The organism is Burkholderia sp. Ac-20345 (genome assembly GCF_017104825.1).
GTDB classification, from domain to species: Bacteria; Pseudomonadota; Gammaproteobacteria; order Burkholderiales; family Burkholderiaceae; genus Burkholderia; species Burkholderia lata_B.
The window spans coordinates 15799-41699 of sequence record NZ_JAAGPO010000002.1 but is presented as its reverse complement, the minus strand read 5'-3'; the positions used below and the strand labels follow the sequence as shown (position 1 = coordinate 41699).

31 protein-coding genes are annotated in these 25901 nt (G+C 61.4%); 22 read left to right on the top strand and 9 right to left on the bottom strand.

Features of this window, described 5'->3' with window-relative positions:
• Nucleotides 1–42: 42 nt before the first annotated feature.
• Complete coding sequence (locus G3O06_RS01320) at nt 43–468, bottom strand: hypothetical protein (RefSeq protein WP_205814643.1); 426 nt, start codon at nt 466–468, stop codon at nt 43–45.
• An 11-nt stretch (nt 469–479) separates the two neighbouring features.
• Nucleotides 480–1535, bottom strand: coding sequence for a PRTRC system protein D (locus G3O06_RS01315; protein ID WP_205814642.1), 1056 nt, complete (start codon nt 1533–1535; stop codon nt 480–482).
• Nucleotides 1536–3049: 1514 nt separating this feature from the next.
• Here G3O06_RS01315 and G3O06_RS01310 point away from each other — a divergent pair.
• The 6 genes from G3O06_RS01310 (at nt 3050) to G3O06_RS01285 (ending at nt 9447) form a co-directional block, all read left to right on the top strand.
• Entirely contained in the window at nt 3050–4534 is a 1485-nt protein-coding gene (locus tag G3O06_RS01310) for a site-specific integrase (RefSeq protein WP_205814641.1), read from the top strand.
• On the top strand, nt 4515–5309 hold the full coding sequence (locus G3O06_RS01305) for a hypothetical protein (RefSeq protein WP_205814640.1): 795 nt from the start codon (nt 4515–4517) through the stop codon (nt 5307–5309). The genes G3O06_RS01310 and G3O06_RS01305 overlap by 20 nt, the downstream gene beginning before the upstream one ends.
• 588 nt (nt 5310–5897) lie before the next feature.
• Nucleotides 5898–6470: a hypothetical protein gene (locus G3O06_RS01300; RefSeq protein ID WP_205814639.1), complete on the top strand. Its 573-nt coding sequence runs from the start codon at nt 5898–5900 to the stop codon at nt 6468–6470.
• A 26-nt stretch (nt 6471–6496) separates the two neighbouring features.
• Complete coding sequence (locus G3O06_RS01295) at nt 6497–6985, top strand: hypothetical protein (RefSeq protein WP_205814638.1); 489 nt, start codon at nt 6497–6499, stop codon at nt 6983–6985.
• A gap of 1100 nt (nt 6986–8085) precedes the next feature.
• Nucleotides 8086–8583: a hypothetical protein gene (locus G3O06_RS01290; protein WP_205814637.1), complete on the top strand. Its 498-nt coding sequence runs from the start codon at nt 8086–8088 to the stop codon at nt 8581–8583.
• A 162-nt stretch (nt 8584–8745) separates the two neighbouring features.
• Nucleotides 8746–9447, top strand: a complete 702-nt coding sequence (locus G3O06_RS01285; protein ID WP_205814636.1) for a hypothetical protein — start codon at nt 8746–8748, stop codon at nt 9445–9447.
• A 133-nt stretch (nt 9448–9580) separates the two neighbouring features.
• On the opposite strand, the gene G3O06_RS01280 is transcribed toward G3O06_RS01285, so the two are convergent.
• Nucleotides 9581–9943 (bottom strand): hypothetical protein, encoded by a 363-nt coding sequence (locus G3O06_RS01280; protein ID WP_205814635.1) that lies wholly within the window; start codon nt 9941–9943, stop codon nt 9581–9583.
• 14 nt (nt 9944–9957) lie between these two features.
• Nucleotides 9958–10200, bottom strand: coding sequence for a hypothetical protein (locus G3O06_RS01275; protein WP_205814634.1), 243 nt, complete (start codon nt 10198–10200; stop codon nt 9958–9960).
• A gap of 214 nt (nt 10201–10414) precedes the next feature.
• Between G3O06_RS01275 and G3O06_RS01270 the strand changes: the two genes are divergently transcribed.
• From G3O06_RS01270 to G3O06_RS01200, 15 genes are all read left to right on the top strand, one after another.
• The gene (locus G3O06_RS01270; protein ID WP_205814633.1) at nt 10415–10999 is read left to right on the top strand and encodes a hypothetical protein; all 585 of its coding nucleotides are present in this window, start codon (nt 10415–10417) and stop codon (nt 10997–10999) included.
• 114 nt (nt 11000–11113) lie between these two features.
• A complete protein-coding gene (locus G3O06_RS01265; RefSeq protein WP_205814632.1) occupies nt 11114–12394 on the top strand; it encodes a hypothetical protein in 1281 nt (426 codons plus the stop codon).
• 47 nt (nt 12395–12441) lie between these two features.
• Entirely contained in the window at nt 12442–13323 is an 882-nt protein-coding gene (locus G3O06_RS01260; protein WP_205814631.1) for a hypothetical protein, read from the top strand.
• Complete coding sequence (locus G3O06_RS01255) at nt 13313–14329, top strand: Lar family restriction alleviation protein (RefSeq protein WP_205814630.1); 1017 nt, start codon at nt 13313–13315, stop codon at nt 14327–14329. Before G3O06_RS01260 ends, G3O06_RS01255 begins: the two co-directional genes overlap by 11 nt.
• A gap of 183 nt (nt 14330–14512) precedes the next feature.
• Nucleotides 14513–15811: a hypothetical protein gene (locus G3O06_RS01250; protein WP_205814629.1), complete on the top strand. Its 1299-nt coding sequence runs from the start codon at nt 14513–14515 to the stop codon at nt 15809–15811.
• Nucleotides 15808–16371, top strand: a complete 564-nt coding sequence (gene flhC / locus G3O06_RS01245; RefSeq protein ID WP_205814628.1) for a flagellar transcriptional regulator FlhC — start codon at nt 15808–15810, stop codon at nt 16369–16371. Before G3O06_RS01250 ends, flhC begins: the two co-directional genes overlap by 4 nt.
• 49 nt (nt 16372–16420) lie before the next feature.
• Entirely contained in the window at nt 16421–17842 is a 1422-nt protein-coding gene (locus G3O06_RS01240; protein WP_205814627.1) for an N-6 DNA methylase, read from the top strand.
• Between the two features lie 199 nt (nt 17843–18041).
• Nucleotides 18042–18251 (top strand): hypothetical protein, encoded by a 210-nt coding sequence (locus tag G3O06_RS01235; protein WP_205814626.1) that lies wholly within the window; start codon nt 18042–18044, stop codon nt 18249–18251.
• Between the two features lie 56 nt (nt 18252–18307).
• Nucleotides 18308–18613, top strand: a complete 306-nt coding sequence (locus G3O06_RS01230; RefSeq protein WP_205814625.1) for a hypothetical protein — start codon at nt 18308–18310, stop codon at nt 18611–18613.
• Between the two features lie 63 nt (nt 18614–18676).
• Nucleotides 18677–18967, top strand: coding sequence for a hypothetical protein (locus G3O06_RS01225; protein WP_205814624.1), 291 nt, complete (start codon nt 18677–18679; stop codon nt 18965–18967).
• Nucleotides 18968–18986: 19 nt separating this feature from the next.
• The gene (locus tag G3O06_RS01220; RefSeq protein WP_205814623.1) at nt 18987–19247 is read left to right on the top strand and encodes a hypothetical protein; all 261 of its coding nucleotides are present in this window, start codon (nt 18987–18989) and stop codon (nt 19245–19247) included.
• 26 nt (nt 19248–19273) lie between these two features.
• Nucleotides 19274–19693: a hypothetical protein gene (locus G3O06_RS01215; RefSeq protein ID WP_205814622.1), complete on the top strand. Its 420-nt coding sequence runs from the start codon at nt 19274–19276 to the stop codon at nt 19691–19693.
• A 17-nt stretch (nt 19694–19710) separates the two neighbouring features.
• A complete protein-coding gene (locus G3O06_RS01210) occupies nt 19711–20112 on the top strand; it encodes a hypothetical protein (RefSeq protein ID WP_205814621.1) in 402 nt (133 codons plus the stop codon).
• Nucleotides 20113–20287: 175 nt separating this feature from the next.
• Entirely contained in the window at nt 20288–20647 is a 360-nt protein-coding gene (locus G3O06_RS01205) for a hypothetical protein (protein WP_205814620.1), read from the top strand.
• Between the two features lie 99 nt (nt 20648–20746).
• Nucleotides 20747–21190: a hypothetical protein gene (locus G3O06_RS01200; RefSeq protein ID WP_205814619.1), complete on the top strand. Its 444-nt coding sequence runs from the start codon at nt 20747–20749 to the stop codon at nt 21188–21190.
• Nucleotides 21191–21210: 20 nt separating this feature from the next.
• Here the strand turns inward: G3O06_RS01200 and G3O06_RS01195 are convergent, their stop codons facing one another.
• The 5 genes from G3O06_RS01195 to G3O06_RS01175 form a co-directional block, all read right to left on the bottom strand.
• Nucleotides 21211–21477, bottom strand: a complete 267-nt coding sequence (locus G3O06_RS01195) for a hypothetical protein (protein WP_205814618.1) — start codon at nt 21475–21477, stop codon at nt 21211–21213.
• 113 nt (nt 21478–21590) lie between these two features.
• Nucleotides 21591–22016, bottom strand: coding sequence for a hypothetical protein (locus G3O06_RS01190; RefSeq protein ID WP_241019439.1), 426 nt, complete (start codon nt 22014–22016; stop codon nt 21591–21593).
• On the bottom strand, nt 21970–22929 hold the full coding sequence (locus G3O06_RS01185) for an SOS response-associated peptidase family protein (protein WP_205814617.1): 960 nt from the start codon (nt 22927–22929) through the stop codon (nt 21970–21972). The genes G3O06_RS01190 and G3O06_RS01185 overlap by 47 nt, the downstream gene beginning before the upstream one ends.
• A 274-nt stretch (nt 22930–23203) precedes the next feature.
• Nucleotides 23204–23530: an H-NS histone family protein gene (locus G3O06_RS01180; protein WP_205814616.1), complete on the bottom strand. Its 327-nt coding sequence runs from the start codon at nt 23528–23530 to the stop codon at nt 23204–23206.
• A gap of 512 nt (nt 23531–24042) precedes the next feature.
• Complete coding sequence (locus G3O06_RS01175; protein WP_205814615.1) at nt 24043–25140, bottom strand: hypothetical protein; 1098 nt, start codon at nt 25138–25140, stop codon at nt 24043–24045.
• A 381-nt stretch (nt 25141–25521) separates the two neighbouring features.
• Between G3O06_RS01175 and G3O06_RS01170 the strand changes: the two genes are divergently transcribed.
• Nucleotides 25522–25887, top strand: a complete 366-nt coding sequence (locus G3O06_RS01170) for a hypothetical protein (protein WP_205814614.1) — start codon at nt 25522–25524, stop codon at nt 25885–25887.
• The last annotated feature ends 14 nt before the right edge of the window (nt 25888–25901 follow it).

The following is a 25901-nucleotide window of genomic DNA, read 5'->3' as shown; positions in this document are numbered from 1 at the left end:
GTCAATGTACCGAGGTGCTTTTCTGTTTCTAGCCCTGTTGTGTTAGTCGGGTAGCCACGCGAGCGCGGCTTGGGATTCGTCCACCATAAGCCCACCAGTCGGTTCGGATGGGGAGGGGACGGCAGAGGGCGGATCGGGTTGCGGTGCAGCCGAGATTGGTACAGCGGTTTTCCGAGCATCACCGCTTTGCGGCGCGCTCTGTCGCTCAGTGGATGCAGCCGGCGTTTGATCTGCCGGCATCAGCGTCGCTGTGACGACATTTCGCGAATGAACCAGCTTGACGATATCTGCGACCGACTTGATCGGCCCGTGCAGGTCCTCAAGGTGAGCGCCGAGCTCGGCCAGACGAAGAAGCTCGATATTTGCATCCGAGCCTTCTTCGAGGTCGAGGCGTTCCATATGGCGGAGAACGGCGTGATGCGCGGGAACCGTGATCCGAAGTCGCATGGCGGAAGGAGGGCGTGCCATGGTCGAGTTCCTCAGGCTGCAGCTCGGCTGCTCGCGTCTCGCGCCGCCCAAAATTCGCCGGCGTATTGGAATCCGCGAACGTTGCTATAGACCGGATCGGCATCGGTGTGGATCTGGCTGTGCGACTTGCCAAGCTCCTTCTTCACATAGTCCGCGAAGAGATGCGCGCCGCCACCGGTGATCAGGATGTTGTCGATGTCGGAAATGTTTCCGATCGACAGCAGCATTTCGCTGATCGCGTCCTCAACGATCTGCGTCACGATCGGGCGCATCGGCGTGATGTCCACCTGCTTGCCATTGATATTCAGCGGGGCGCTGACCCGAAGAGCGTTGTCGATCCGTTGCATCGTCCGCGGGTTCTGCGTGAGATCCGGAGCGATGTGTTCGGCTACGGCGCTGATGACGGCCCACACCGATTTCGGCGTCGCGCTGCATCGGCCGGTCAGCGGGCGGGCACCCTCGGTGACGAACCAGTCGAGCGTGCCGTATCCGGCGTCGATGACCAGGTTCGTCTGATATTGCATCGACTCCAGAAGCTTGCGGGGGACCGCGTAGTTATAGAAGGCGCCGCTCGGCTGCGGGAAGACCTTCACGCGGCGCACGTCGACCTTGAGGATTTGTTCGGGCTTGACGGGATTCGGGACTTCGTGAACTCCGGTCAGGAGGCCCTTAAGTTCATCGGCGTAGCGATCGTAAGTCGTCAGCGGGAGGCCCACGACCATGTAGTCGACTGCCTGCAAGCGCATCTTCTGAAGAGCGCCGAGGAAGAGTGCGCGATAGATGCGGGTCGTCGAGTAGGCAGCAGCGACCTCACGCTTATAGATGCCCTTCGATTCCGCGAGGGCATCCGCGCCGACGGCATAGCTCTCGCCGTCGACCGCGACGACGATCCGATCAGCCTTGCTCATCAGGCCGCCGGTGAAATCCGATTGAGTGGCTCGCGGGGCGAGGGAAGGGAACAGACCGACCTGGGCGTCGCTGTCGATGTTGCGCTGGGAGGTGGTGTACTTGGTGTTGCCGTAGCCGACGTCGATGGCACGAACGATGGGCGGGGTTGCCTTGCTCATATAGGTTCTCCACAAGAAGTACACAAAGCATATGGACTAATAAGATTCGTGGCAAGAAGTTTGGCCGGAAATCGGCCAGTTATCGGCCACGGGTTGGCGATACATGGCCCATATCCGGCCCGTTGCGTGGATTGAGAGACAGAGGAGAGCTTGAAACGGCGCCGGGCTGGGCCAGAAATTGACCACTTACCGGCCAAGTGTGGCCAATTTACCAGCGTTTGCCGGCGACGTTGGCGAGATGATCGACGAGATCGGTGAACTGCCCTATCGTACTTCGTCTGACTTGCAAAAGGTATTGCAAAGAGAGTGTCCTGCCATGTGGCGCGAGACACATGAGCACCGGGGGTTTCGGGAATTTGTGTAAAAGGTAACGGTGTAGTGAAGCGATTTAGATTCTTGACAAGAAGCGATGGCGTATCTAATCTGCGAACCATCGACCGCACCGCACGGTGCGTTGATCGGCAGCTGGGCCGTATCTAGCCACCGACGCTAGCCCGTAGGTAGCGTCGGGACCGGACGCGCAACGCGTCCAAAAAGCAGGACAGTCGAGGCATCAGCCTCGCCCGAAATCCGATGAGGATCGCTCGGGCAAACCGCAACTCGTGGATCCCTCGCGGATTCACACGGCTCGCAAATCAGCGCAGCCGGGCATCGCCCCGCTAGAACCTTTCATCTTGACAACGACTTCTGATCGCACGAAGACCTCCTGCGCGAATTGCGCCGGGTTGGTCCGGCAAGCGTCACGCATTGAGCGTGCGATCAGCGTCAACGTCAGCACTGGAAGCCTCTGGCTCAACAAAAGATCTCGCCGCTTACATTCCGTCAGGAAGCGTACGGCGTGAAGTTCTCGCAATACGGAATCGGTACACACCACCGACCCAAAATGTGTGATTGCTCCTCCTGGAGCAGCCCGCCAGACGCCTGACCTACACGGGCGTAATCCACTGGCGCGAAGCGCATGCGCTTCTAGTCATTCCGATGACTTTCATTCCGCTGGACGCGGCTTCGTGCGAAACGCATGGAAGCCGACCTACTCGTTTTCGAGCGCCCGTCGAGGCGTATCGGGGGCGAGCCGGGTATCTGGCAACTTGCTCGAACCTCATCACGGGTTCGGAGGCTGCAAGGGAAGGAATGGGAGGAACCAGATTCGTTCGGGAAGCGCTTGGGGCGCTAACCGAGAGTCAGGAGGACGTTGCACCTCTTAAAAACGCGACAAAGGCTCCCCGCTCAGGACACAAGCGGGGATGGCGCGAAAGCGCATCTGTACGGCCGAGGGATCGGTTGTGCAGTTCCAGAAGTTTCTAACGTACAGGCACTGCCATCCCCCGTCGCTCCGGAAGGCGACAAGAAGCACCCCGTAGGAACAGAAGCAAAGCCCCGGCCTCAAGCCCGGAGGGATTGGAACGCCTATGCGCCGATTCCTGCGGGAATGAGACCGGTTGAACAATCGACGTGCTCACGCGCCTACCGTCAGAGCACACCAGGGCAAGCAGGAACAGATCAGGAGTGCAGGAATGACGGACTTCTTCGATACGGACGGTAAAACAGCGGATGCGCCGAGGGCGGGTGCTCAGGCTTCTATTCCTCACGGGAACTGGAAGAAGCAGCTGTCCGACCTTCTCAAGCAACAGGAGAACCTGCGGACGGTTCGCGGCGACCGGCGCGCATCGGACAAGACGCTCGAAGCTCGTGGCCATATCCTCTATCAGGGATTTCAAGAGCTGCGAATTCTCGGATACCGGTTCGACACGATCACCAGCTTCCGGCAGAAGCACATGCAGGCGCTTGTGGATAAGTGGGTCGACGAGCGCAAGGCCGCGTCGACCATACAGAACCGGATCACGACCTTCCGTATCTTCTGCAACTGGATCGGTAAGCCGGACCTTATCGGCCCGACCGCGCAGTACGTGAAAGACCCAAAGCGGGGCACACGCGCGCTCTCTGCGCAGACGGATAAAAGCTGGTCTGGAAACGGCGTGAACATCGACGAAAAGCTGGCCCAGATTCGGCAGGCCGACGAGCGAGCCGGGCTGATGCTGCTCGCTGGCCGGACGTGGGGGCTGCGCCGCCTGGAGATGGTCTGTATCCGTCCATATGCGACCGTAGTAGTGGGCGGTACCACGAACATCGTCGCGTTCACCGATGTGAAGGTGTCGCGTGAGGAACTGAAGGTCGCAATTGCCGCGAGCGGTTCGGGGCTTCCCATCAAGAAAGGCACGAAGGGAGGCCGGTATCGTGTGCTTCCTCTCGACACGCCGGAAAAGCTCGACGTACTCCGCCAGCTTCAAGCCGTAGTGCAGGACCGTGACGGCTTTCTGGGCTGGCCGGGTGAATCGCTCAAGACCAATGCCCGCCGCCTCTCGTACATCGCCAAGAAGTTCGGGCTGACCAAGGCCGATCTGGGCGTCACGCTCCACGGCCTGCGCCACGAGGTCGCGAATAACGAGTTCGAGCACCTGTCGGGTGTCCAGAGCGCGATCAGGGGTGGCAATAGCCCGTTGCGCGGCGAAACGCGCGTGGCGGCTCAACTGGTGGCGCAGCTTCTCGGCCACTCACGCGTGTCGATCATCAGCGCCTACTGCGGCAGCGTGGTCAACATGGGCGAAATCCAGAAGAACCGCGCGATCGCGGAGCTGGATGCGCTTCAGCCGCAGCTTGATGCGATCCGAGAGGCGCTCGAGCGTCATGGCTTCGTCAGCCTCTACATGGTCGGTGCTCGTGCGATGGGTAAGCGTCGCCCGCAGGACGCGGCCGTTCCGTACGAGTTCATGACATTCGGGGAGGCCGGCCAGCCCACGGTTGCGCTGCGGACTGAGCTCGAGGCGCTGCTTTCGACGCCTGTGTACGTCCGGATCATGTCCGAGGAAGGGGATGAGGCGAGCGCGACCTACCTGAACAACATGCTTCAGGTAATCGATGGCACGAACGGCGTGACGGACCAGAACGCCGACGATTTCGGACTGGAAGATGGAGGCATCGATGCTGCTCTTGAGTCGTGATGGTATCGGGGAGAACGTGCGCGAGGTTGCCTCCGAATGGGCGCGTGACGGCCGGAACTGGGTTTGCCGCTCGGCCGAGGATCCGGTTCGCTGGATGCTCGGTCAGGAAGTAGGCGAGGTGAAGGCCAAGCTCGTCGCGGATGGCGTTGACTATCGCCTGGTGCGCAATGGCTCGCTGCTCGATTTTCTGGCTGAAATCCTGACTGGAGCGACCGACGGCATTTATGGCACTGCGGCGATGCCGATTCCGGTCAGCGATAGCCTGATGGGCGCAACGGCTCGGGAGTTCCGCGACGAATTCGGTGTGGACCTCCCCGGTGCGTGGGGAACGCTCATGGCGTGGTGCGACGGGTTCCAGATCGGACGTATCGAAGTGTTCGGCACCGGCGCCGGCAGGGCGGCCTACGTTTCGGCGGATGCTCCGCGCGGGATCGTGGCTGCGAATCGCTCTCTCCGGTCTTCTGTTTCCGCCCGGGTGCTCTGGCTCGGCGCGATGGTCGGTGTCTCGTTCGGGATCGATCTCGATTCCGGGCTGACCGTGGGTGTCACGGATTCCGACCGGAGTGTGTGGATCGCCACGCGCCGGCCAGGCGAAATGCTCGCGTGGCTGCTCGGCCTCGTGACGATCCGCGAGGTTGCCTTCCTCCATCCGCTGACCGAAGGCAACTGGCCTTCCCATGTGCCTAACGTGCTCGCCTCTCCCAATCCTGTCCCAGCCATTCCGGAGGGGCGCTTCCCTGGTCGCGCGGGCGAGCAGGGGCGGTTTGGACTGTAGGTAACCGGCTTCACGGCGCGTGCCGGGATGATTGGTGGCGAATGGTGGATTGTTGCGTACCACTCCCGAGCGCCGCGTAAGAACTCGCTAACGAATCGATGTTTCGCGCAATCCAGTGTCTCGGAATGCCGGTCTTTAGATGGATTCACGAAGTTTTGACCTGAAAACGCTTCTTCCGGTCGTTGATTTTGGGTGTTTTCGGGTATTTCCCCGGGATTTTCGAGACTACACGCCTCGAATGCTGATCCCGGCCCTGTAGAACTGGTCACCATTGGAAGGTGAGGAGAGAGGCTCGATGCGCGAGGTCTGCGTACCCGCCGCGATCGTGGATCAACGGAGCCTGCGGTTTCGAATGGTCCGGGGCAAACGGCGCGGGCCGAAGCGCGTGGCGGCGTAAGGCGCCACGGCGACAGCAAGCCGTAAATGTTGGGAATGCCCCCGGGATAGATGGCCATTCGGGATTTCTGTATGGCGGCCCGCTCCGTACACTGGCGGCAGTAGTGTACGACCGTCTTCCCGACGCCTGCTGTCTGCTTGATCCAGCGCGCCGCGAATCATCAACCCTTCAAAACGGACGCAACGATTCCCATGAAGAAACTCGTTTCCCTGATCTTCGCGGCATGCGCCGCGAGTGTGACCACGGCCCACGCAGCGGGAGCCATTCAGCCATCTATCCACCTGACGGACTCGCCCAGCGCCGCGTTCATCGGTGATTCGATCGACTGGAACGTGGATTTCGGCAGGGATCCCCGGGATGTCGTTCTCAGGCTCCGCGGCTCGAGCGCGTCCGCAACGAACGTGATATTTCTGACGCCCGGCGGCCCGACGGTGTACGACATCGCGAAGAGCGGTGCCGCTACGACTAACAACGATCGTCGGATCGTGCGGGACGGCGGCACGCTGGAAATCGCCCCGGTGCGGGTTTCCATTCTCGAACTGCCGGGCGAGATTACCAAGGTCGAAGCCTCGAAGGCGCTCAGGTTGCGCATCAAGGGCGTGATTGATCATCGGTATATTGCGCTGAAGTACCTGACGGTCGATGACACCGGGATCAAGGAATCCGGCCGCCTGACCGTCACCACGGATTCCGGGAAGTATTCGTTCGGCGTAGCCGTCGGCGCCGGCGGAGCGCCGGTGTACCGTGTGGCGACCGGCATCTGATTGGCCAGCGTTTGCGAGATCAGGCAATGACCCAGCAGCGAAGCCCGGCAGCGGCATCACGCCCACTCGAACCCGATCCATTCGCATTTGAGCTCGCTGGAGCCATTCTCGGGAAGCGCATCGAAACGGACCACCGCGACTACAACGCGTTGATCGCGCGCTTGCGCGATGCTGGTTGGCCGGTCGAGCTGGCGTTCTATGGTCCGGATGCCGCGACCGCCTGCTGTGTGATCGAAGCGGTTGCAGACGCGAATCTACAGGCTATCCCGGCTTTCCGGATACTCAGCCGCATCGCGAGCCTCGAGCGACGCAAATCCGCGTCAGTGTCCGCTGATATAGCGCGGTTCGATCCGTCCAGGCTGGGAGGACGTGGTGCCGCTGGCCGCCAGCGCGATCGCGCCCGCTCGTCCGAGCAGCGGCAACTGCTGGCGAATCGAATCCATCGGCTGACTGCGGAGCTTGAGCGTCGCGAGAAGGTTGAGCAGGGGCAGGCGGTCGCATTCCCCTGCGCGTGATTCCTTACTGGAAGCGTCAGAGGTAGTGATGGAGTCGAATGGCCGCGACGCCTAAGGTCAGCCAGAACATGAGCGGCGTGAAGGCACCGAGAAGTGTTGCCGCAAGGAATGGCAGACGCGAGGCCCGTCGCGGCGACGCTGCATATTCCCGCGCCCGGTCGATGGTTGCACTGACCGTGTTTCGCACCGGTTCGTCCGGGGCCGTCTGTAAATTCCAACCGGAATACTACGTCATGTCCGAGTTATGGATCTCGCCCACGAAAAGCTAGATCTCGTCCGCGTTGGTCAGCCTTGCGCGCTCGACGGCGTATTCGAGAATGTGGATGCTGCGCCGCGGTAAGTTGATCTACGGCTCGATGCGCGCCAGCCAGAACCAGTACCTGTCCGGAAATACCGGTCCGAAATTGGGGTTCTATGATCGCCCGAGTCTCGTCGGACAACGCGCTTTGTGTCGACAGGAAGCGGCCGAAATAATTCGTCATATAAAACAAAACGGGCCCCCAGTCTGCAAACCGGGAGCCCGTCTCTCGTTGCCGCGAGACTAGTGCTACGAGTGGAGGCAGGCAGCACAAAATCATGTTCTGCCCAATCGAGGCTACTGTCAAGTGCCTCGAACGGAGGCAGGTATTAGATCGTCTATGCGTGTTGTCAGCGGTGGAGAATCAGTGCAGCGCCATACTCCCGGCTCGGTAACGACGTCGAAGTGGCCCGTGCGCCGGCGCCGATGGCAGTCCTCGACGAGATAGGTGCGGCGGCTGGAGCCCGGCAATGCAACGGCGCTCGCAGCTTCCCATACCGGGGCGTGCAGTGCCACGTCCACGGCGTGGTACGACGAACGCACGGTATTGCAGTGGTGTCGAGCTGTTTCGGCAGCGGTTGCTCGCTGCCGAGCAGGTCGCTCACGGCCACGTACGGAGTGTGTTGCGCAGGGTGCAGGTCGCGGCGCATGGTGGAGTGCGTTTGGAGGGGATTCTGGCCCGTAGGCATATATACTTCCTGGCAGGAAGCGAGAAGCGCAGGATAACCGATGTGTCTGTCGGACGGGGATGCAAGGGATTTCGCTGCGCTGATGTTTCCGGAACCGAAACTGCGGAGATCCCGTGCCAACATCACCTGACAATCCAGTCTGTAATGACAGCCTGTTCTCGCTGGCGCTCAATGCGTGTGTCGAAGCCGTTCTGATGCGGCTGCTCGTCACGGCCGGCGACCTCCATACGGAAGCGTTCGACCGTCATCGCCGCCGCGTTTGGGAACTTGCCGACCGGGCAGGCTACCTGTACGCCGACGAGCCCATGCCGCATCTGCTCGATGGCGATTCCGAGACGGTTGATGGATGGGCGCAGGGCGTCGAGCGCCGGCGGAAAGAGCGGCAGGAAGCGGACGAATGCGTCCGGCGCCAGGCGCGTGAGGTGCTGATCCGCGCAAAGAACTGGGCCGCGTTCGGACTTCCCGCACCGGAGCAGCTGCTGGTCGACCTTCAGAGGGGTGAGTCTCGCCTCATCTGCGGCATCGGCTGTTTCCGGACGGGAACAGCGTGCGCTTCGCCGATCCTTTCGGTGATCACGGCTTCTTTTTCCTCGGCGATCCGCTGGACATGACGGTTGCCAATATCGAGCCCTTCCTTACGGACATGGCCCACGGCGAGGAATGGCACGCTTGCCTCTACTGATCCACCGGGCGTAGTGGGCTTGATCTGCCGTGCTGACCCGGTATGGTCTTTCCAGAACCACGGATTTCACGATTCAACACGGATGAATGACATGAACGGACAGGGCAACGACGAGGAACCTGACTATCAGGCCGCGTTCAAGCGGGCGTGCGCGGACATCGGCGCGATCAGCGCGCTGCTCGGCTTCGAAGATCATCCCGGTATCGATCGCATCCTTCGCGCGATCACCGATCTCCATCTGGCCAGAGGGACCATTTCGATTCCGGAAGGGTTGACGGCCGCACTGACGCGATACGATGCCTTGATGGCATCCGTAGAAGGCTGCACGGACGGCGGCTGCGTGATCCGCGCCCCGAAGGGGATGCACACCAACGGCGGATGCCGCTGCACGCGCGCAGAGCACAAGATGCGACGCGCAATGTATGCGTCGCAGGAATTGCGCCGCGCCGTCGCCGCGATCGCCGAGCAGCCGGCCGCCGGCGCGAGCTCGGCCGATGTGCGGGAAGCCTCGGGCGGAACGAGCGACGCGCAGGCGGCCCGCGCTATCGAGATTGCCGACCAGAGCATGGTCGAGCTGCTCCTTTCCCACGCGGTGCGCTCCGAAGCGCTCACCCCGGCATTTGGGCTGTCGGCCGAAGACGGCACCGAAGTGGAAACGCTCGAGGAAGCCGACCCTGCCATCCAGGAGGCGTTCGAGTGGCTTGAGTCGCGGGGCATGGCCGAACTCCTGGAAGAGGCCGGCGGCACGTGCATCCTGCTCAAGGGGCACGCGCTCGAGTATCTGAACCTCTGATCAGACGGCACCTTAGACAAGCAGCGCGGCACCGCGGAATGGGGCAGGCGCAACTTTACTGGGGGCCGCGTGTCGCGGTCGCTGCGCCAGCGTCAATGGCGGATGCAGCGTTTTCCGACTGATCGTCCCGGCTTCATTCGAGGGTTTCGACGATATCGAAGATGCCGTCGAACTGATGTGTCGGAAATGCCGTGCGCCATGCGTGCACCTCTCGCTCCAGTTCCTCTCGCGTGGGAACGGGCTCCCGTCGTTCACCATTCTGCGCGGCGATCATCGCCCGATAGGCTTCTGCGATCGCCGGGCCGAGTCCCGGGCAATGCATCGCGGCGCCGCCCGACATGCAGATCCGCACGCCTTCGATCGCGCAGCCGTGTTTCGGTGCGACCTGGACGTACCAGTCGCCATTGCCGCCGGGAAAGATGACGAGCGCGCGCTGCTCATCGTCGGGCAGATCCCGATCGTCTGTCACGTACAGGGCCTTCACGATATCGGACATGGAAACCTCTTCGGTTACGCAAGCAGCGGCTCGGGCTTGCATTTCCGGACATGAAACAGCGCGTTGGTTGCGTTGATCATGCGACGGATGACCTGAATTTGCTCGGTTTCGGGCCGATCCGCATACGCGTTGCATGCCCTCCAGGCCTCCGAGGTGTCGGCGCTTTCGAACACAACCAGGTCGCCCAGATTCTTGCCGCCGTTGAAAAACGTCGCGATTACTTGGTGTGCCATCGTCGTCTCCGCTGGAAGGTCCACGTTCAAATCATACCGATCATGCCCGGCATCTCAAGCCGGAGAACCAGCCCCGCGAGCGCAGCCCGGCTGACTTCCTGACCGGACCAGCACCTCACCCAAGTCGCTGCACTGGCGCTCGGTGCCGCAGAAATAAGTGCCGGGCGGAAAACTACTTCCTGACGGGAAGTATCGGAATAGAATGCGCCTTGTGACAGAACGATACGAGGGTGCAGGTATGCAGGGCACGTCTGTAAATCCTGAACGGAACGATGCGAATGGCGGGGAGGTGGAAAGCCTTTTCTCGCTGGCACTGGACGCGCGGTGCGAGTCCGCGCTGATGTGGCTGTACGTGACATCGGGCGACGTGGGAACGCCGGCGTTCGACCGGCACCGACGCAGGGCGTATGAGCTTGCCCGCCGCGCGGGGTATCACTACGCGGACGAGCCGAACCCACATCTGCTGCGGGACGATGACGAGCTCACCCAGGCATGGGAGCACGGCATCCACGACCAGCAGGTCGAGCGACGTGAAGCGCAGGCGGCCGTCGAACGCGAGGGCATCAAGAAGCTGATCGCGGCGAAGGACTGGCCTGCACTCAAGCTCCCGCTTCCGGAACAGATTCTCGAAATGCTTCGTGCTAGGAAGTCCGTTCACGTCGAAGACCACGGCCTTTATTCCGAAGAGGACTACATCTACTGCGCGAACCCATACGGCATCGAACTCCTCGTGAGCCATGTCCAGGATCTCACTCCCGACCATATCGAGCGCTTCCTTGCGGATATGGCGCTCGGCGAGGAATGGGGCCCGGTACCGCATTGACGCTCGACACCTTGAATTCCGCGCTTCGTCCGGCACGATGGGATGACACCGTGGATTCCCCCGGGCTATCCACCGCGGAGCACCCACGAGCACTTTCGCCGGACCGAAGAGAAAATGACCGAACCGAAGAAGACACCTCGCAAACCTCGTCACCTGCCTGACCCGAACTTCGTTTCGTCGACGGTGGATCAGTGGGGTGGAACGCTCGTCGAATGCCGCGACCTGTGGGACGGATACAGTCTGGACGATGCGGTCCTCGACAGTACGCCCCTGAAGAAGTGCCAGTGGGCGACGCTCTTTGCGTACATGCATCGGCGCTTCGGTCCGCCGCATATCGGCGGCGACGATTACAAGGATCTGTCTGCCAGTTGGATGCTGACGACGCCGGACTGCGAGGTCTTCGTCCGCGTCAATCCGTCATTGAGTGGCCCGGGCTTTTCGTTTTCGCCTTATCTGGTGATGCCGCGGGATGCCACGAAGCAGGCACACCGCGCCAGTGAGCTGAACTTGCCGGCCGATCGGGTGGCCGCCATCCGGAAGGCGTACCGGGCAACGCTTCTCGATCTCCTGCGCCCTGTTTGCGTCCGCGACCACCACATCAACGCGCTGGGGGAACTCGGAGATACCGCTCTCGATCAGGCTCTCCTGGAATGCGACGACGACGACGCGAGCGATGCCTTCGAGTTGCGATTCCATCCTTCCTGCGGTTACGCCATGCCACTGGGGCTGTTCGGTGGCAACGAGTGGCCGATCTTGTGCGCCTTGATCCGCCACCTGGGCGATGGTGACCTGGAGGCTGGGCGCGTGAAAGCGATCCAGGTGCTTCAGCGCGACGTCTATGTCGAAGCAGCGAGCGCCGGATGGCAAGTCCACCGGCTCATGCTGCTCGGCGCCTGGAAACATCGTGATGCGGTCGCCGCCGGGCTGGGACTCGGCCCGGACGAAGTTGCTCGTTTCGATGACGAATTGAAATCCCTTCACGATCGCGAAAACCCGAACCGAGCCATCGTCGACGAGATGACGGACGCGGCTGTCGATTCCGCATCGGAATTGTTGCGTCGGCTTGGCATACCCGACTCGGAGCTTGAGCAGACCGTCAACGGAATGCGACGCGACAAGGCTGTTTCGGAGGCGTGGGCCGAACTACTGGCGATCGCCAAAGAAAATTTTCCCGACGACGCGGTGTTGCCGAAAGCACCGCACTCGATGGACGGCGAGCTCCCCGTGCAGTTGAAGGCGACATTCAACGGGATCGGCCGCACTGACCTTGCAGACTGGGTGGACAAGACCGTGGCGAGACCGCAGGGACTGGGGGCGCTGGCGGACATTACGTTCCACCTTTCCTCTCAGGCCCAAGAGTATCAGACCGACGATGCCACCGGCCTCTCAACCTGATCCCGGTAGGAACTGGCTTTTCAACCCGAATGGGATGGACAACACAAATGGCTGACATGGACACGAATGCGATCGCGCAAGCCCTCAAGGATCTCGACTGGACGAGCGTGCCGGTGCGAAACCGTGAAGCAATCGAGCAAGCGATCGTCGCCCTCGATCGGGGTGATCCGAACAAGCTCGTCGCCAACGATGCGGCTGCAGCGCTGACGGACGAGCGTGTCGAAGCTGCGGCAATCGCAATGCATGCCATACGCCGCGACTTGGCAAAAGGCGTCGGCGACCTGTCATTCGATATGGCGTTCGATACGCTTCCCGACGAAATCAAGGATGTCGACCGTGCCTTGGTGCGTGCGGCTATCCTCGCCGCTTCCCCTATCGCGCCGCACGAAGCAGCGCCGGCCGAAAAGAACACGCCGATCGAACGACTGATGGATGAGTATCGCGGCAACGGCTTCAGCTTTGCCGATATTGAAGGCGTGAAGCGATGTGCGCTGCGGTATGTGCAAACTATGCCGGACTCCCAGGTGCGGACGCTGCTGTATGCGCTGGCCGCGCAGCCCGCCCCCCCAGTGGTGGACGAGCGGGCGGCGTTCGATTACGACGACGTGGTTTCGATCTGCGATGCGCATGGAATCTGCTTGCCGGTCGATTGCGTCGAAGTAGTTGTCGAGATCGTGAAGCTGTCGGGGCTGCTCGACGCCCGCGCCTCGTTGCCCAATGCGGCGGAGGCGGAAGGAGCGGTCGATCTCGTGTGCGCACTCGCCCGCCCCCCGCAGCCGCCCGCGCAAGCACCTGCTCGGGTGGGGCTGACGAGCGACGACATGCGAGAGCTGAAAGGCATGTCGAGCGATCCGCGACTGTACGAAAGCGAGCGAGCTGCGATCCGTATCGCCGTTGCCCTTCTCGAAGGAGCCAACCATGCCGAATAACACAGCACTGACGGACGATTTGCTGCCGTGCCCGTTCTGCGGGGCGAAGGCGATGGCGCACGAAAAAGGGAAAGGCGCATCCTGGCATCCGATCATCGCCTGCGTGAACTGGTGTTGCAGCGTAAGCGGCACCGGCGGAACACGCGACGGCATGCGTGCATCGGCCGTACGACTCTGGAACACGCGCGCCGCTATCGCCGCATCCCTTGTCGAGCAGCACGAAGCAGCGCCGTCCGGCATGCCGTCACCGATTTGGTGGATCAACCATGGCACGCATGGACAGATCACCACCCGGCCCGATGAGGCTGAACGTGCGCGAGAAGCTGGCTCGAGCGTTCATAAGTACTACGCCGCAGCGCAGCCCGAACCGCCAGTGGCGGACGAGCGGGCGGCGTTCGTCGAAATCCGCAAGAAAATCGAACTCATCAAGGGTGGCGTGGAGCACTGGCCCGGCGGCTGGAGCGGCACGATCGGAGCTTGCGACGACGTGCTCGCAGAACTGGACCGCGCCTCGTCGCCCAATGCGACGGGGGCGGAAGCTGCGCGTGACCAGAAGGAAGGCCGCTGGTGTCCTGATGAATGCCCCGTCACTGGGAAGCCATTCTTCATGTGGATCGATCACCCGGAACTTGGTTATGTCCCGACCTACGGTGGTCCGTACGACAGCTACACGATCGCGGTGCCGGACCAAGATGGATATTTTCGGTCCGAGCGCTACGATCATGACGAGGGTAGTTGGGTCGAAGGCGGCGCACCGATGCGAGTGCGGCGCGAACTCGTCGTCGCGGTCGATCTCGCTACCGCTCCCACGCAGGTGGCGATCCCGGCCGGCTATGCGCTCGTGCCGATCGAGCGCTCCTACGATATGCGCGCGAAGGCGCTCATTGCCTTCAACACCACTGAGCATGCCGGGAAGGACAGAGACGACGCACTCGATGCCGCTCACCGGGCCACGATAGCCGCCGCCCCGCAGCCTTCTGCTACTTCCCCGTCTGCCGAAGGATAAGTGCCCCGCGCCGATGGCCGAGGCTCTCGAGCTGATTCCTCCGGCCGCAGTGCGGGCAGAAGACATAGATGCCGAACGAATCGATCCCGATTTTCTCAGCGTCAACGGCCCATTCCTTGTGGCAACGAATGCATAACCAAGTATCCATTACGACCTCCTGAACAGGTCAAGAGGACATTCAAGATGAGCGACGTGACAAAATCGGGGCAAACTGTCCCCCCGCAGGCGGCGCAACAGGGGGCGATCCCGGTGGGATGGAGGCGCGTACCGGATATTCCCGCAGCAGAGACGCTGGAGTTCTACGGCGACCAGTACAGCGTGCCGGTCCTGCTTCACGACGGCGAGCGAATTATGCCGGTCGCCGCTCGATGGGACTTCACTGCAGATGGATGGGTGGATGCCCAGTTCCGCGACGGCCCATCGCCAGAAGACTACGAATGGATGAACAGCAGCGCGAAGTGCTGGATGCTGCTCGACGCTACCCTGGAGACGCCCGGACAGGCCATCATCAGCCAGCCGATACCGATGCTGCTGTTCTGCCCGGCATGTGGTCTGCAACACGTCGACGCGCCCGAGCCGGCGCACGATGGTGAGGAGGCTTGGGATAACCCCCCGCATCGGTCGCACAAGTGCCATGCGTGTGCGACGGTCTGGCGTCCTGCGGACGTGCCGACGGTCGGCGTAGCCAGCATCCAGACGTCCGGCCAGGCGGATAACTGGGACCGCGCCGCCCGCACCGTCGCAAATGACGCTCCGGAAAAGTGCGCGGGGTGCGTTGCAAGGTGCACCAATAACCCGCCTGATTGCTATGCCAGGCCCGTCGCCGATGATGCGGCAGGGGCACAGGATGAGCGCACCGGGCCGTTCGCGAATTGCTCGTTCCGCCACTGCGATCTGCCGGGCCAGTGTAAGAGCGAAGGCGCATGCCATCATCCGGCCCGTGCGGCAGGGGCGCAGAGCGATGATCGGCGCTACACGCAGATCGACATGGAGCGGTACGCAAGAGCGTGCATGCATGCGCGCGATACCCGTGTGGCAGTAGCGCAAGCCGGGGCAACGCTGACCGAAAAGCAGGCCCACGCGCTATACGGATCGGCCATGCGGACGATGGAACTCGGAGGTCCCTATCAGACCGTAGAAGCGGCATCTGCAGCGATTGTCCGCGCGCTGCTCGGCTCCCTTCCCATTGAGAAAGCCGGTGCGGTACGGACGGTAACCATCGAAGAGGTCGAAAAGGACCTCCTGCGTAAGCTGCTCAGTTTTGCGCGGGAGATCGACATCAAGTGGCATCGCGATCGCAACGAAATCTGTCGCATCAAGCTGGACGTGTGCGATGGCGAATCGATGGCACCACGCCTGATCGAGCATCGTGTCGATCTCATTCGGGAATTCGTGTCGACGGCCAGGAACGCATTTTCCGCGGGCGGCGGCGCGGAAGGCAAGCTCGTGGCGCCGGATCAAACGACCGAGGCGGCGCGGTGAATCAGGTAACGCGTAGATCGAACACTGGCGCGGCCCGAAAGAGCGTGCTCGGGGAGATCAAGGAGGTCACTCTTGCGATCGAACTGATCGAGCTCGGTGCGCGATTGCAGCTACTGGAGTCCGAGACCAGCCTGTCGCGCGATCGCCTGATCAAGCTCTACAAGGAACTGAAGGGCGAATCGCCACCGAAAGGCATGCTGCCGTTCTCGACTGACTGGTTCATGACGTGGCAGCCGAACATCCATTCCTCGCTGTTCTACAACATCTACCGCTTCATGCTGCGGGAGGCGCGCTGCGACTCGATTCAGGCGATGGTGAAGGGTTACCGGCTCTACCTCGAGAACATCGAGCGGGACGATGACGAAGCGGTGCTGACTTTCACGCGCGCCTGGACGCTGGTGCGCTTCTTCGATTCGGGTTTGCTCACGATGGCGCCATGCGCGCGCTGCGGCGGGAATTTCGTCATGCACGCGCACGATCCGCACCACAGCTTCGTGTGCGGCCTCTGCGCGCCGCCGTCGCGAGCCGGCAAGACCCGCAAGGCAGCGGCGACTGCCTGAGGCGCCCTACCGGACTGATTCCAGACAAGAACCCTTCACGACCGAACCCATGCACCATCAAACCCAATCCGCCGATTCTCAAGGTCTGCTCCTGTTCGAAGACGAAGAAACCGCCGCGCGGCGCGCCGCGATCGACGAGCTGCACGTCAGGACCGCGATCTACACCGCCAGCCCCGTCGTCGATGACCTGCTCAAGCGCCTCGGCTGGCCGGTCGGGAACGGCCGTCTCGTGGATCCGAGTTGCGGCGACGGCATGTTCCTCGCACGTGCGCTCGACGCGCTGCTCGCAGCCAGGCCAGCAGGGTTCGATCCGCGCGGCCAGATCGAGGGGTGGGAGATTCATCCGGCGGCGTGCGTCGATGCACGATCGCGCGTCGCGGTCGTTCTTGCCTCGCACGGCTGGTCGCCAGCCCGCGCGGCGATGCTGGCCAACGACATGGTCCACAACCGGGATTTCCTGACGGAAGGGCCGACGACGCCACAGTGGGACATCGTGGCGGGCAACCCGCCGTATCTGCGCGCCGCCAACGTGCCCGATCTGCTCCGGAACGAATACAGCCGCCACGTGCCGGACTACGCGCGGGGCGACATGCTGCACAGCTTCCTCGAGCGATGCAGCCGCACGGTGCGCCCGGCGGGCCGTATCGGGCTGGTAACGGCGGACAGGTGGATGGTGAATGCTGGTGCGAGTCGTCTGCGCGAGCGGCTTGGCCAGCGTCTGTCGCTCGCCCACGTGGAGCGTCTGAGCGCCGAGACGGCGTTCTACCGGCCCAAACAGCGCCGCGCCGGCTCGCCGCCGCGCGTGCATCCGGTGTCCGTGGTGCTCGTATCCGACGACGGCGCCGGGCAGAACCTGAGCAGAAAGCCGATCCATCCGGGCGTGGATGAGTCCCGCTACGAGGGCATGCAGCTGCTCGGTGACTTCGCGGACGTCCGCATCGCGCCGTGGCTCGGTACTGAAGGGGTGTTCGTGGTCGACGCCGCGACGGCTCGCGGCCTGCCGCCTGAGTGCCTGGTGCCGGCCATCGACACGGACGATATCCAGAACGGAAAGCTCGGCACGCCGACGCGCTGGGCGATCCGCACGTACCCGCGCGAGGAACCCGCGCCAGAAGTCGTGGCGCATCTGGCGAGCCGGATGCACCTGATGGCCAAACGCGGCCGGCAGGGCAAGGTATGGATGCCGCCGGAGTCCTTTCATGCGCTCGATCTGTCGCGTGAGTCGCTGATCGTGCCGCGGATCGCGAAGACGCCCAAGGCCGTGCGCGTGCCGCCCGGCGTCCTGCCGATCAATCACAATCTGAGCATCGTTGCCGGCGGCGCGGTCACGCTCGATCAGGTCGAGGAAGCGCTGGCGTCTCCAATCGCGGCGGAGTGGGCGCGGGACCACGCGCAGCGCCTTGAAGGCGGTTACCTATCTCTTACGACGACGCTCCTGCGGCGCATGCCGATGGCGAATGTGCCGGCCTGACGGCGCCCGGTTGCCGGAGAACGTCCTCGTAACAGGTAGGCAAACCGAACACCTTACAGGGCGGTTACCTGTCCAGCGAGCTCAAGATTCGGTGCTGAAAGCCGTTATATCGGGGCGAAAGTTGTCCGCTATTACTGTACGCAATGCGCACCACAATGACCGAGTCTTCATAGAGCGCAACAACATGGGAGCAGTCTCAATGACGAAGCAAAAGCGGCCATTCAAGTTCAACTTTCACTCGGGCGATGTGGGTCATACCCTTGTGATCGGATCGATCAGCAATGGCAAAACAGCGCCCGCTGAACTGGCAAAGACGGGGGAATGCGGGCATCCGGGCGGCAAGGTTTCCGTCGCGCAGGCAGGCACGCTGGTCGGCATGGAGCCGAGTGATGTTGCCAAAACCGTGTGATCGGAAAACAGACGATGCGAATCTCGATAGGGACAGCGGCGTTAGCAGGAGTGCTGGTGCTAAAGGCGATCGCGGCCAACGCCGTGATTCCTCTTTCAGATCCTCGACATGAGGAAGTGATCTCGCTTGGGGTTGTCGCTCACGCTGCGCTTGAATACCAGATGCGACGCGGAATGCTGCCTCGGGACGTGAGCGACCTGCGCGCCGACCGAGCTTCGCTCTTGCCAACCGACTGGCAATTGCAGGGTAGCCTCTATTTTTACCAACGCGACGGCAAGCCGTGGCTGAGCTGGCACGGGGTTGACGCGGCGGCTGCCTGCTCGCTGGAAGATGCGACGCACGCCCGCTGCATCGCCGACTAGGAAAACAATCGGTGCGTGAGTGCCCTGGACCGGCCAGTAGCCGGGAGGAAAAACAATCAGACCATGAAGATTTTCATTGCCTCGACTCTCATTGCGGCTTGCGCCATCGCTACGTCTGTCGGCGCGCAGACCCTGAATCCTGCAGATCGGTATGACATCAAGAGCGCGGCTGAATGGGCCGCGCGAGACGCAACCATGAAGACAGGTGAACCGGTCGCTGGTCAAGGCGGGTACAGCGTACCGGTCACGGTTGCGGACACGAAATGCAAAGTGTTCGTGCGTCCGTACACGCCGAAGTCCGACATGGAGCCGCCGCGTCGCTGGAAGGCGGACGCGGCTGTCTGTGGCAAGTGACCGGAAATCGGAGGGATAAATGGATATCACGACGGTGGCAGCGGTGTCGTTGGGCATCATGGGCGTGTGCCTACTCATCGGTGGAAAGACGCGGGCACGCCCAAAGCAAGCTTGGGTTTGGTACGTCTGCGGTGTATTTCTGATTGGAGGCGGCGTGCTTTACAGATTCTCCGAGCCGGCAGAGGGGCGGCTTTGTGCGACCGGTCAAGCCCCCAAGATGTCCGCTGATGGCAAACTGCTCGTGTGCGTCCAGGACATGAATTGGAAGCGCGCTAACTGACATCTGAGAACAGAAAAGAACAAGCTATGAGCGATTTCAGCATCTTCAACGATCCGCCGACGCAGGCCGAGATTGACGGCGCGTTTCACGCAGATAGCCGAGGTCTCACAACCGGCGAAAAGATCGCGCTTGGACCTGGCGTTCTCGGTCTTGAGGTTCTTGTTGGCGCGGCCGTCGATGCGTACAACGGCGAGTTGACGCCGAAAAAATCTCCCTGGAAGTCGCAGCCAGGAGCCATTAGTTGGGACTGGTCGAAGTCGATCTTCACTGAGAGCTACGCAAAGAAAGTGCGTGCGATGAGCCGTGAGCTGGTGCGAGGTGAGGTCAGCGCGATGACGCGTCAACTCCACATGGAAGAACAGGCTTTATCGGCGGTTAAAGACGCCGGGAAGGTTGTCGGGAATATCGCGGGAACGATTATTTCCGGTGTCGTCGGCAAGAAGTGAACGCATGGAAAAACAGGATGAAAACTTGGTTTGTCTTTCTGGTAATTGTAGGCACTCCACTTTGGGTCTTTCGGCACGACATCATTGCTCGGGTCAAGGGGATGGACCACCTGGAATATCTTGACGATCGCATCGGGAGATTGAAGCGTGCTGTCACGTTCGGCAGAGTAAAGGGATCGCCCGAGTGGTGTCGTCTGCAGATGACTGCGTTCGCTGGTTGGTGGACCTTCGTCGCGATCGTGTACGCCGTCCTCTGGAAGCTTGGATTCTTGGCGACGATGTCCGCGATCGCGATGGCGGTCGGATGCGGAATCGTCGGCTTTGGGTTGGGATTTATGCAAATCAAGCGAGCACGCCGGGGCTTCCTGGATGGGAGGCGCATCATCGAGCCGGTTCGGCGCTTCTCAAGAAATCGATAGGCCCGACGGCGCCTGACATAGCTGGCGAGTCTTTCTGTAGCGACTGACTTACGGTAGTCTGGCTCCGATCATGCGGATTGCTGGAAGCACCTGTTTGCAGGTGGCAGGACAGCTTTGGCCCGATTTTCCCTCGGAAGATGATGTCGAACGCGACTAAGCCCGGTGAGAAAACATCATGTCTCGGTATGAATTTGTGAGCAAGACAGTCATCGCGGCGAGCGTCGATCGGGATCGTGCCGATGGAGGCGTACAGTGCGTCACCATTGTTTCCATCCAATACCCAACAGGCGAATCACTTAAGCTTAGGAGTATCAAGTTGAAAGCCGAGGTCACGTTGACTGGTGATCCAAAGACGAGTGTCGGAGAGGTTTTCGTTTGGTCCTCGGCTGGCTGGAAGCTCATTTATAAGAAGCCGTACCGGGATCTCGCCGTTGGTTTCGAAGTGCTCGAACAGGTTGCCTCGGCTGAGTACGCAATGTTCGATACTGACGTACAGAAGCTCCTCCGGATCGGATTCGACACTGCAAAACCGTAGCCTCTTGGAAGCGATCGACGGGTTGCTGTCACCCCTGCGTCCTTAGCCGCTCGCGCTCATCTGGCACAATAGGCGTTCCAACCCTTCCGAGGAGCGTCCATGCCCGCCCGAATCCCGCTCGATCCGAAGCTCCCGCGCGGCTTCGACGACACACGAAACGAGGATCGAACCAAAGAGGAACTGGACGCCTGGTGGGACCATCCTTTCGGCGTGACGCGATCTGACGGAAGCATTGAAGTCCGATGCCTGCATGGCGGCGCGTGGGACCGATCCTCGTTCCTCGGTGTCGCCGAGGATTACGACAAGGCCTGTGCTCTGGCGGCCGAAAAGCTGGCGGAATGGCTCAAGTATCGCGAGCGGCCGACGTTGTTGCTGGATCTGAAGCCGTGCCTCGCGTTGATGCCGCAGCGGCCCGACGAGAAGATGCGGATCCTCGCGACATTCGAGACGACCGAGGAAGCAAGCGCCTATATCAGCGAGCACTACCCACAGGCGCCGACGGGGTCCGGTACAACCGGGCGGACGGACGGCGAGCCCGCGTGAGCACGTCGCCCGGCTGTCGGTCACGCGCCGCCCGGAGCGTCGTCAGCGGCCACGCGTGCGATATGCAGAAGTCCCTGCGCGATGACGACGTTCGCGTTATGCGAGACGTCCTGCGCCCCGTTTTTGAGGACCATGAGCGGCATCTGCGAGGCGATCTTCTCCCACTCGACAAGGAGGAGGGCGGGGTTCGGGTGCGTCTTGAACAGCACGCCCAGCGCCGCGGTGAATACCGACGCCGGGTCGGTGCCGTCGGCTTGAGGCAAGTCTGAAAGAGGTAGGTTCGTCACGATACTCTCCGATATGGGCGCTGCCGATGCCAGCCGATCAGGCTTGAGGTTCCCGAAGCGGGTAGCCGGGCTGCTGCGGTCGTGAAGGGTGCGTGCGCCTGGCCGCCGCGCGATCAGCGTGGCTTGTCGAACCAGAGTGGCGGCGTGCCCGGTGTCCAGCGAGGCAGCTCTGTGAATCCAAGTCCCAACAGGAACTTGCGAACCTCCCCCTCGTCCTTGAACGGCGTGAAATACTGGGTGCCGGAACTCCAGCCAGGCTGGAGGGTTTCAACGACGGGATGACGTCCATCCGTCGACATGCGCCCCATGCGAAAGGCCGCGCCCGGCGCCGCCCGTTTGCCGACCTCATCGTTCATTGCGATCAGCCAGCCGTCCACCACTTCTCGAACAATTACCGCCATCATCATCCCGTCGAAAAGGCGGCGCACGCGCGCCTGAACGGATTCTACCCGCGCTGCGTAGGCAGATTCGAATGCGATGCCAGGGACGGGTTCAGGCGGCGAGTCGGTGCTCGTAATAGGGTCGGTCGCGATCTTCAAGAATTGCGTACTGGGCCGCGAGGTTCGCCGGATCAGGGTTGAGCCAGGCGTCGACGTTCTCGGGCTTGATCGGGATGATGCATCGGTTGTGGCCGGCGGCCGCCACCTCGGGTGGGGGCTCGTCGGTGATGGCGGCGAAGGAGAGTAGGTCAGGATCTTTGCCGTTCGACCAGTGCGACCACAGGCAGGCGACAAGCATCCGGTGTTGCGGGGTCGGCGCGAATTCCAGCACCACGTTTTCTTCCTCTTCGCCCTCGGCGAGCTCCCGGTGCTCCAGATTGTGACGCTTCACGTTCTCGAAGAACTTGTCCACGATCAGTATGCCGTGCGTGTGGCCAAAGAGCGGCTTCCAGAAGCCCTCGAGGTTGTCGAGCCGCGAGTTATATGTCCCCGGGAAGCGCACATCGTAATTGGCCGGCTTGCCCGCAATGCGGCAGAGATACCGCATCGGCTTGATGACGCGCCGGCCGTTCTCCATCACCATCACCGGCGCGTAGTGGCTGCGGAAGATGCGCGAATCGCGGTCCTTCGGCGTGGTGCGTCGAAGGTCCTCGAGCTGGCGCAGCGACCAGTCAATCTTGTTGGTCGCGATGCGCTTGTCTTCGGTAGCGGCCTTGGTCACCTTGGTCTGCAGCACGCGCTCTGCCTTGGCCAGCCGCTCGCGCTGCTTGAAGATGGCCTGCTCGAGCTTCGTCACCTGCTGCGCACGAAATTCGTCGATGAACGTCTTTGCCTGACGCTCCTCGTCCGTCGCCGGATGGGCGAACGCGTCCTCGACACCTTTCGGCACCAGTGCCTTGCTGCCCTGGACGCGCTCAAAGAACAGGCGGGTGAACTCGTCGATGTCCATGTCCGCACCGAACTCCCTCACGTACTTCCGGTAATCCGCCTCAATCTGAGCCGAGTAGCACACGGCAACCTCCGGTCTGCTGGGTTCACCCGATGATAATGGACGAGACGCAGACGAGAGCGACATTCGCGCCGTGCGCTCGGGATAGGACTGACTCTAGCCACTGGAAAATCCAAAACGGACAGGGGACGAAAGACGAGATGCCGGCCAAGCTCGTTCCGCAGGCACCAAAACGGCAGGTGCGTGCGGACGACGAGACGAAGAAATGACGTCTAAATTCTCGGAATCGCCTGATATCCTGCCGGGAAGATGGTGATGGCTATCCCCGCGCTAAGTTCTATGCACCGTCGCCGGGCCACCACGGCTTCGGGGCTCGGTCGACCAAGTAGTCGTCAAGCGCCTTGCCCTCGAGCCATTTGGGGCGTGGGCCACGGCCGGACCACGACTTTCCCGTGGACGGATCATAGTATTGCGCTGGCGCCTGCTGCTTGCGCGCCTTCCGGAAGCCCGCCGCATGCAGCAGTTCCTCTTCCGTGATGCCATATAGCGCAACATGCTCTCGCACGGTTGCCAAATAGGCCTGCCTCTCATCCTTCTTGATGTCTGCGAGACGTATATTCAAATCGCGCAGTTGTGCCTGGAGATTCTGGATTTCGGTTGTCACGATGTTTCAAAGAGCAGTTCAAAAACAACGAGATGGTAAAGGAATTGCTTCGATCGGCGGAATATCTCAAGAAGCTGGAGATTCCCATAACAGACGCACGATGGACCTAGGATTCCGGCCGGAGATCTCAGCGAGTTCGTCGGTTGCTAACGGCGGCAAAGCGTTTGTGTGGAACTCCCCGCGTTCGCCATCAACTGGATGCTGGACGTTTATCCAGTGTGGAGCGCAGGCGGAACCTCCGGTCGACGGCGAAGCTCAATGGGACTGTAATTCTGCCTCGCTTTATGACTGGGGGGAACCAGCCTGATCGTCGGTGTCCAATGTCCGCAGATCCGTAATGCTGCAGTAAAGCACCGTGATGAGCGCTTGCAACAAGGCTAAATTGAGTCGCGCGGGTACCTGTCGCTGACAACGACGCTCCTGCGGCGTAAGTCGATGCGAACGTGCCGGCCTGACCGCACCCCGATGCCGGAGACGCGCACGAAACGTCCCCGGATGAGCTATGAATTTTCTCAAGGCGCGATCGTGCCGCGGAACTTCAGGCCCGCCAACCCCGCTTCTGACATTTCGGCTTCGTCGGCAAGTAGGGACCCAGGGACCACACTTTCCAGTTCACGCACCAACGCCCACGTCAATTGGCTCTCGCTCTCAGAAAGAAAGTCGACTTCGATACTCACGCCCGGGTTGAGAACGCGAAACCACATCAACCTTCGAAGGGGTTCGCACACGGTGCCAGCCAGCGACATGACGAGAGCGTCAAAAACCTCCTGAGTTTCGAGCGCGGTCCAGGCTTCGTCGACAGTAACTTCGACGCTGATGTCGTTTGAGTCAGACGAAGCAAGTGCCCAAATCTTGAGGACTGCAGCTCCGATAGGCGACTCGTTTTCCAGCAGAAAGAACCGATACGATCTTGTCTGAGACGCTAGGAAAATCTCCTTGTCGGGCTCGTAATCATCGTAGGGCTCAATGTCGAATTGCGTGATTCCGAAATGGCTTCCGCGCAAAGTGATCTCCAGGTCAGCGTCGTAGCCGCGGAATGGAACCTTGGCTGTGCGCATTCGCTGAGTAAGCCGGGAAATCAAGTCGTCCTCATCGACACCGAGTGGCAACCCCAGATAGATGTCGATGCTATCGCCCATCATGCTACCGTTGTGGCGGCAACCGCCGCCGGCGCCGGGTGTCTCCCCCTCAAACTGGAAGAGGTCATACTCAAAGCCTCTGAAGCAAGGACTTCCCTTTCCCGTCTTCCCTAACTTCTTGAAACGCACGTCAGTAAAGTTCGGGTCCACATGGAGAAACAGAGTATCCATACCGGGCATCGGCTCGCCGATGAGACGCTCGAGTACTTCGCGTTGATCCAAGCCGCGCTTGAAGAAGGCGCGGTCTTCGTCAGACCAATTACCTGACGTCATCGATTCGACAGAGACGATGTGGTCAGATGTCTCTTCGACAGTGGGACCCACGGATTTGGATAGTTCGTGCCAGTTACGGTATCCGAGGATTTGCGAGGCCCACTCCTGTGTCTGCATGTGCGACAAGGCGGGGAATACGACTGAAAGGTGTTCCGCGAGATGCTTGGGACGCGTCAGCGTGCGAAAGTGCATGCGCATGAGAGTTCCTTTTCGTCTCAATCCAGCGAGCCCACTTAACCGGGTTGCAAAAAAGAACTGTCGAGGGCACTACGGTCTGCTCTTAGTCAGCCGATCACTCAACGGAGATTTGCCAGTGTGGGCGGCCGGGGTCGGAGCTCCCTTGCCGGTTTTGTACCTGAAATTGCCTGCCACAGCAAGCTCAGCACCTTGCTCTGACCCCGACATAACAGCGGGCACATGACGGCCGCGACAATCTCGGCGCCGGCGACGTCGCAACGGCACATCGGCTTGCGCAATTGAGCGAAACATGCCCGAATGGACGCTCATTCGGGATTGCTGTCGAGTCGAGCTCTCCATACCCTGCCATCTTGGCGCATAACGCGCGAAGCGGGGATGAACATGGAAGTCCAGAGCGAGGTTCTGATCGAAGCGGGCCCGGATAACAATCCGGTCCCCAGTTCCGAGGCGAAGCGTTTTGTCGAGGACATTCGCAAGGCAATCGAAGCCAGCTTGCCTTCAGGGCCACGGAAAGTCTCGATGATGCCGTATCGGTACGGCAGTGGCGAATTGCTCGGATTCGACTGGTCGGACGGCGAGAACAACGTTTTCGCCGTGACGTTCCATATCGCGGAGGCACCGTCGCTCCCGAGTGCCGAGCTCGGCACGGTCAGCGTGGACGTGGGGGTCACCGACGCGACGGATGCGCTGCTTCTCGCGCGGCTGATCGCCCAGGCGGTCAACGGCAACACTGGCGTCGATCTGTAAACGCGGCTCGCCGC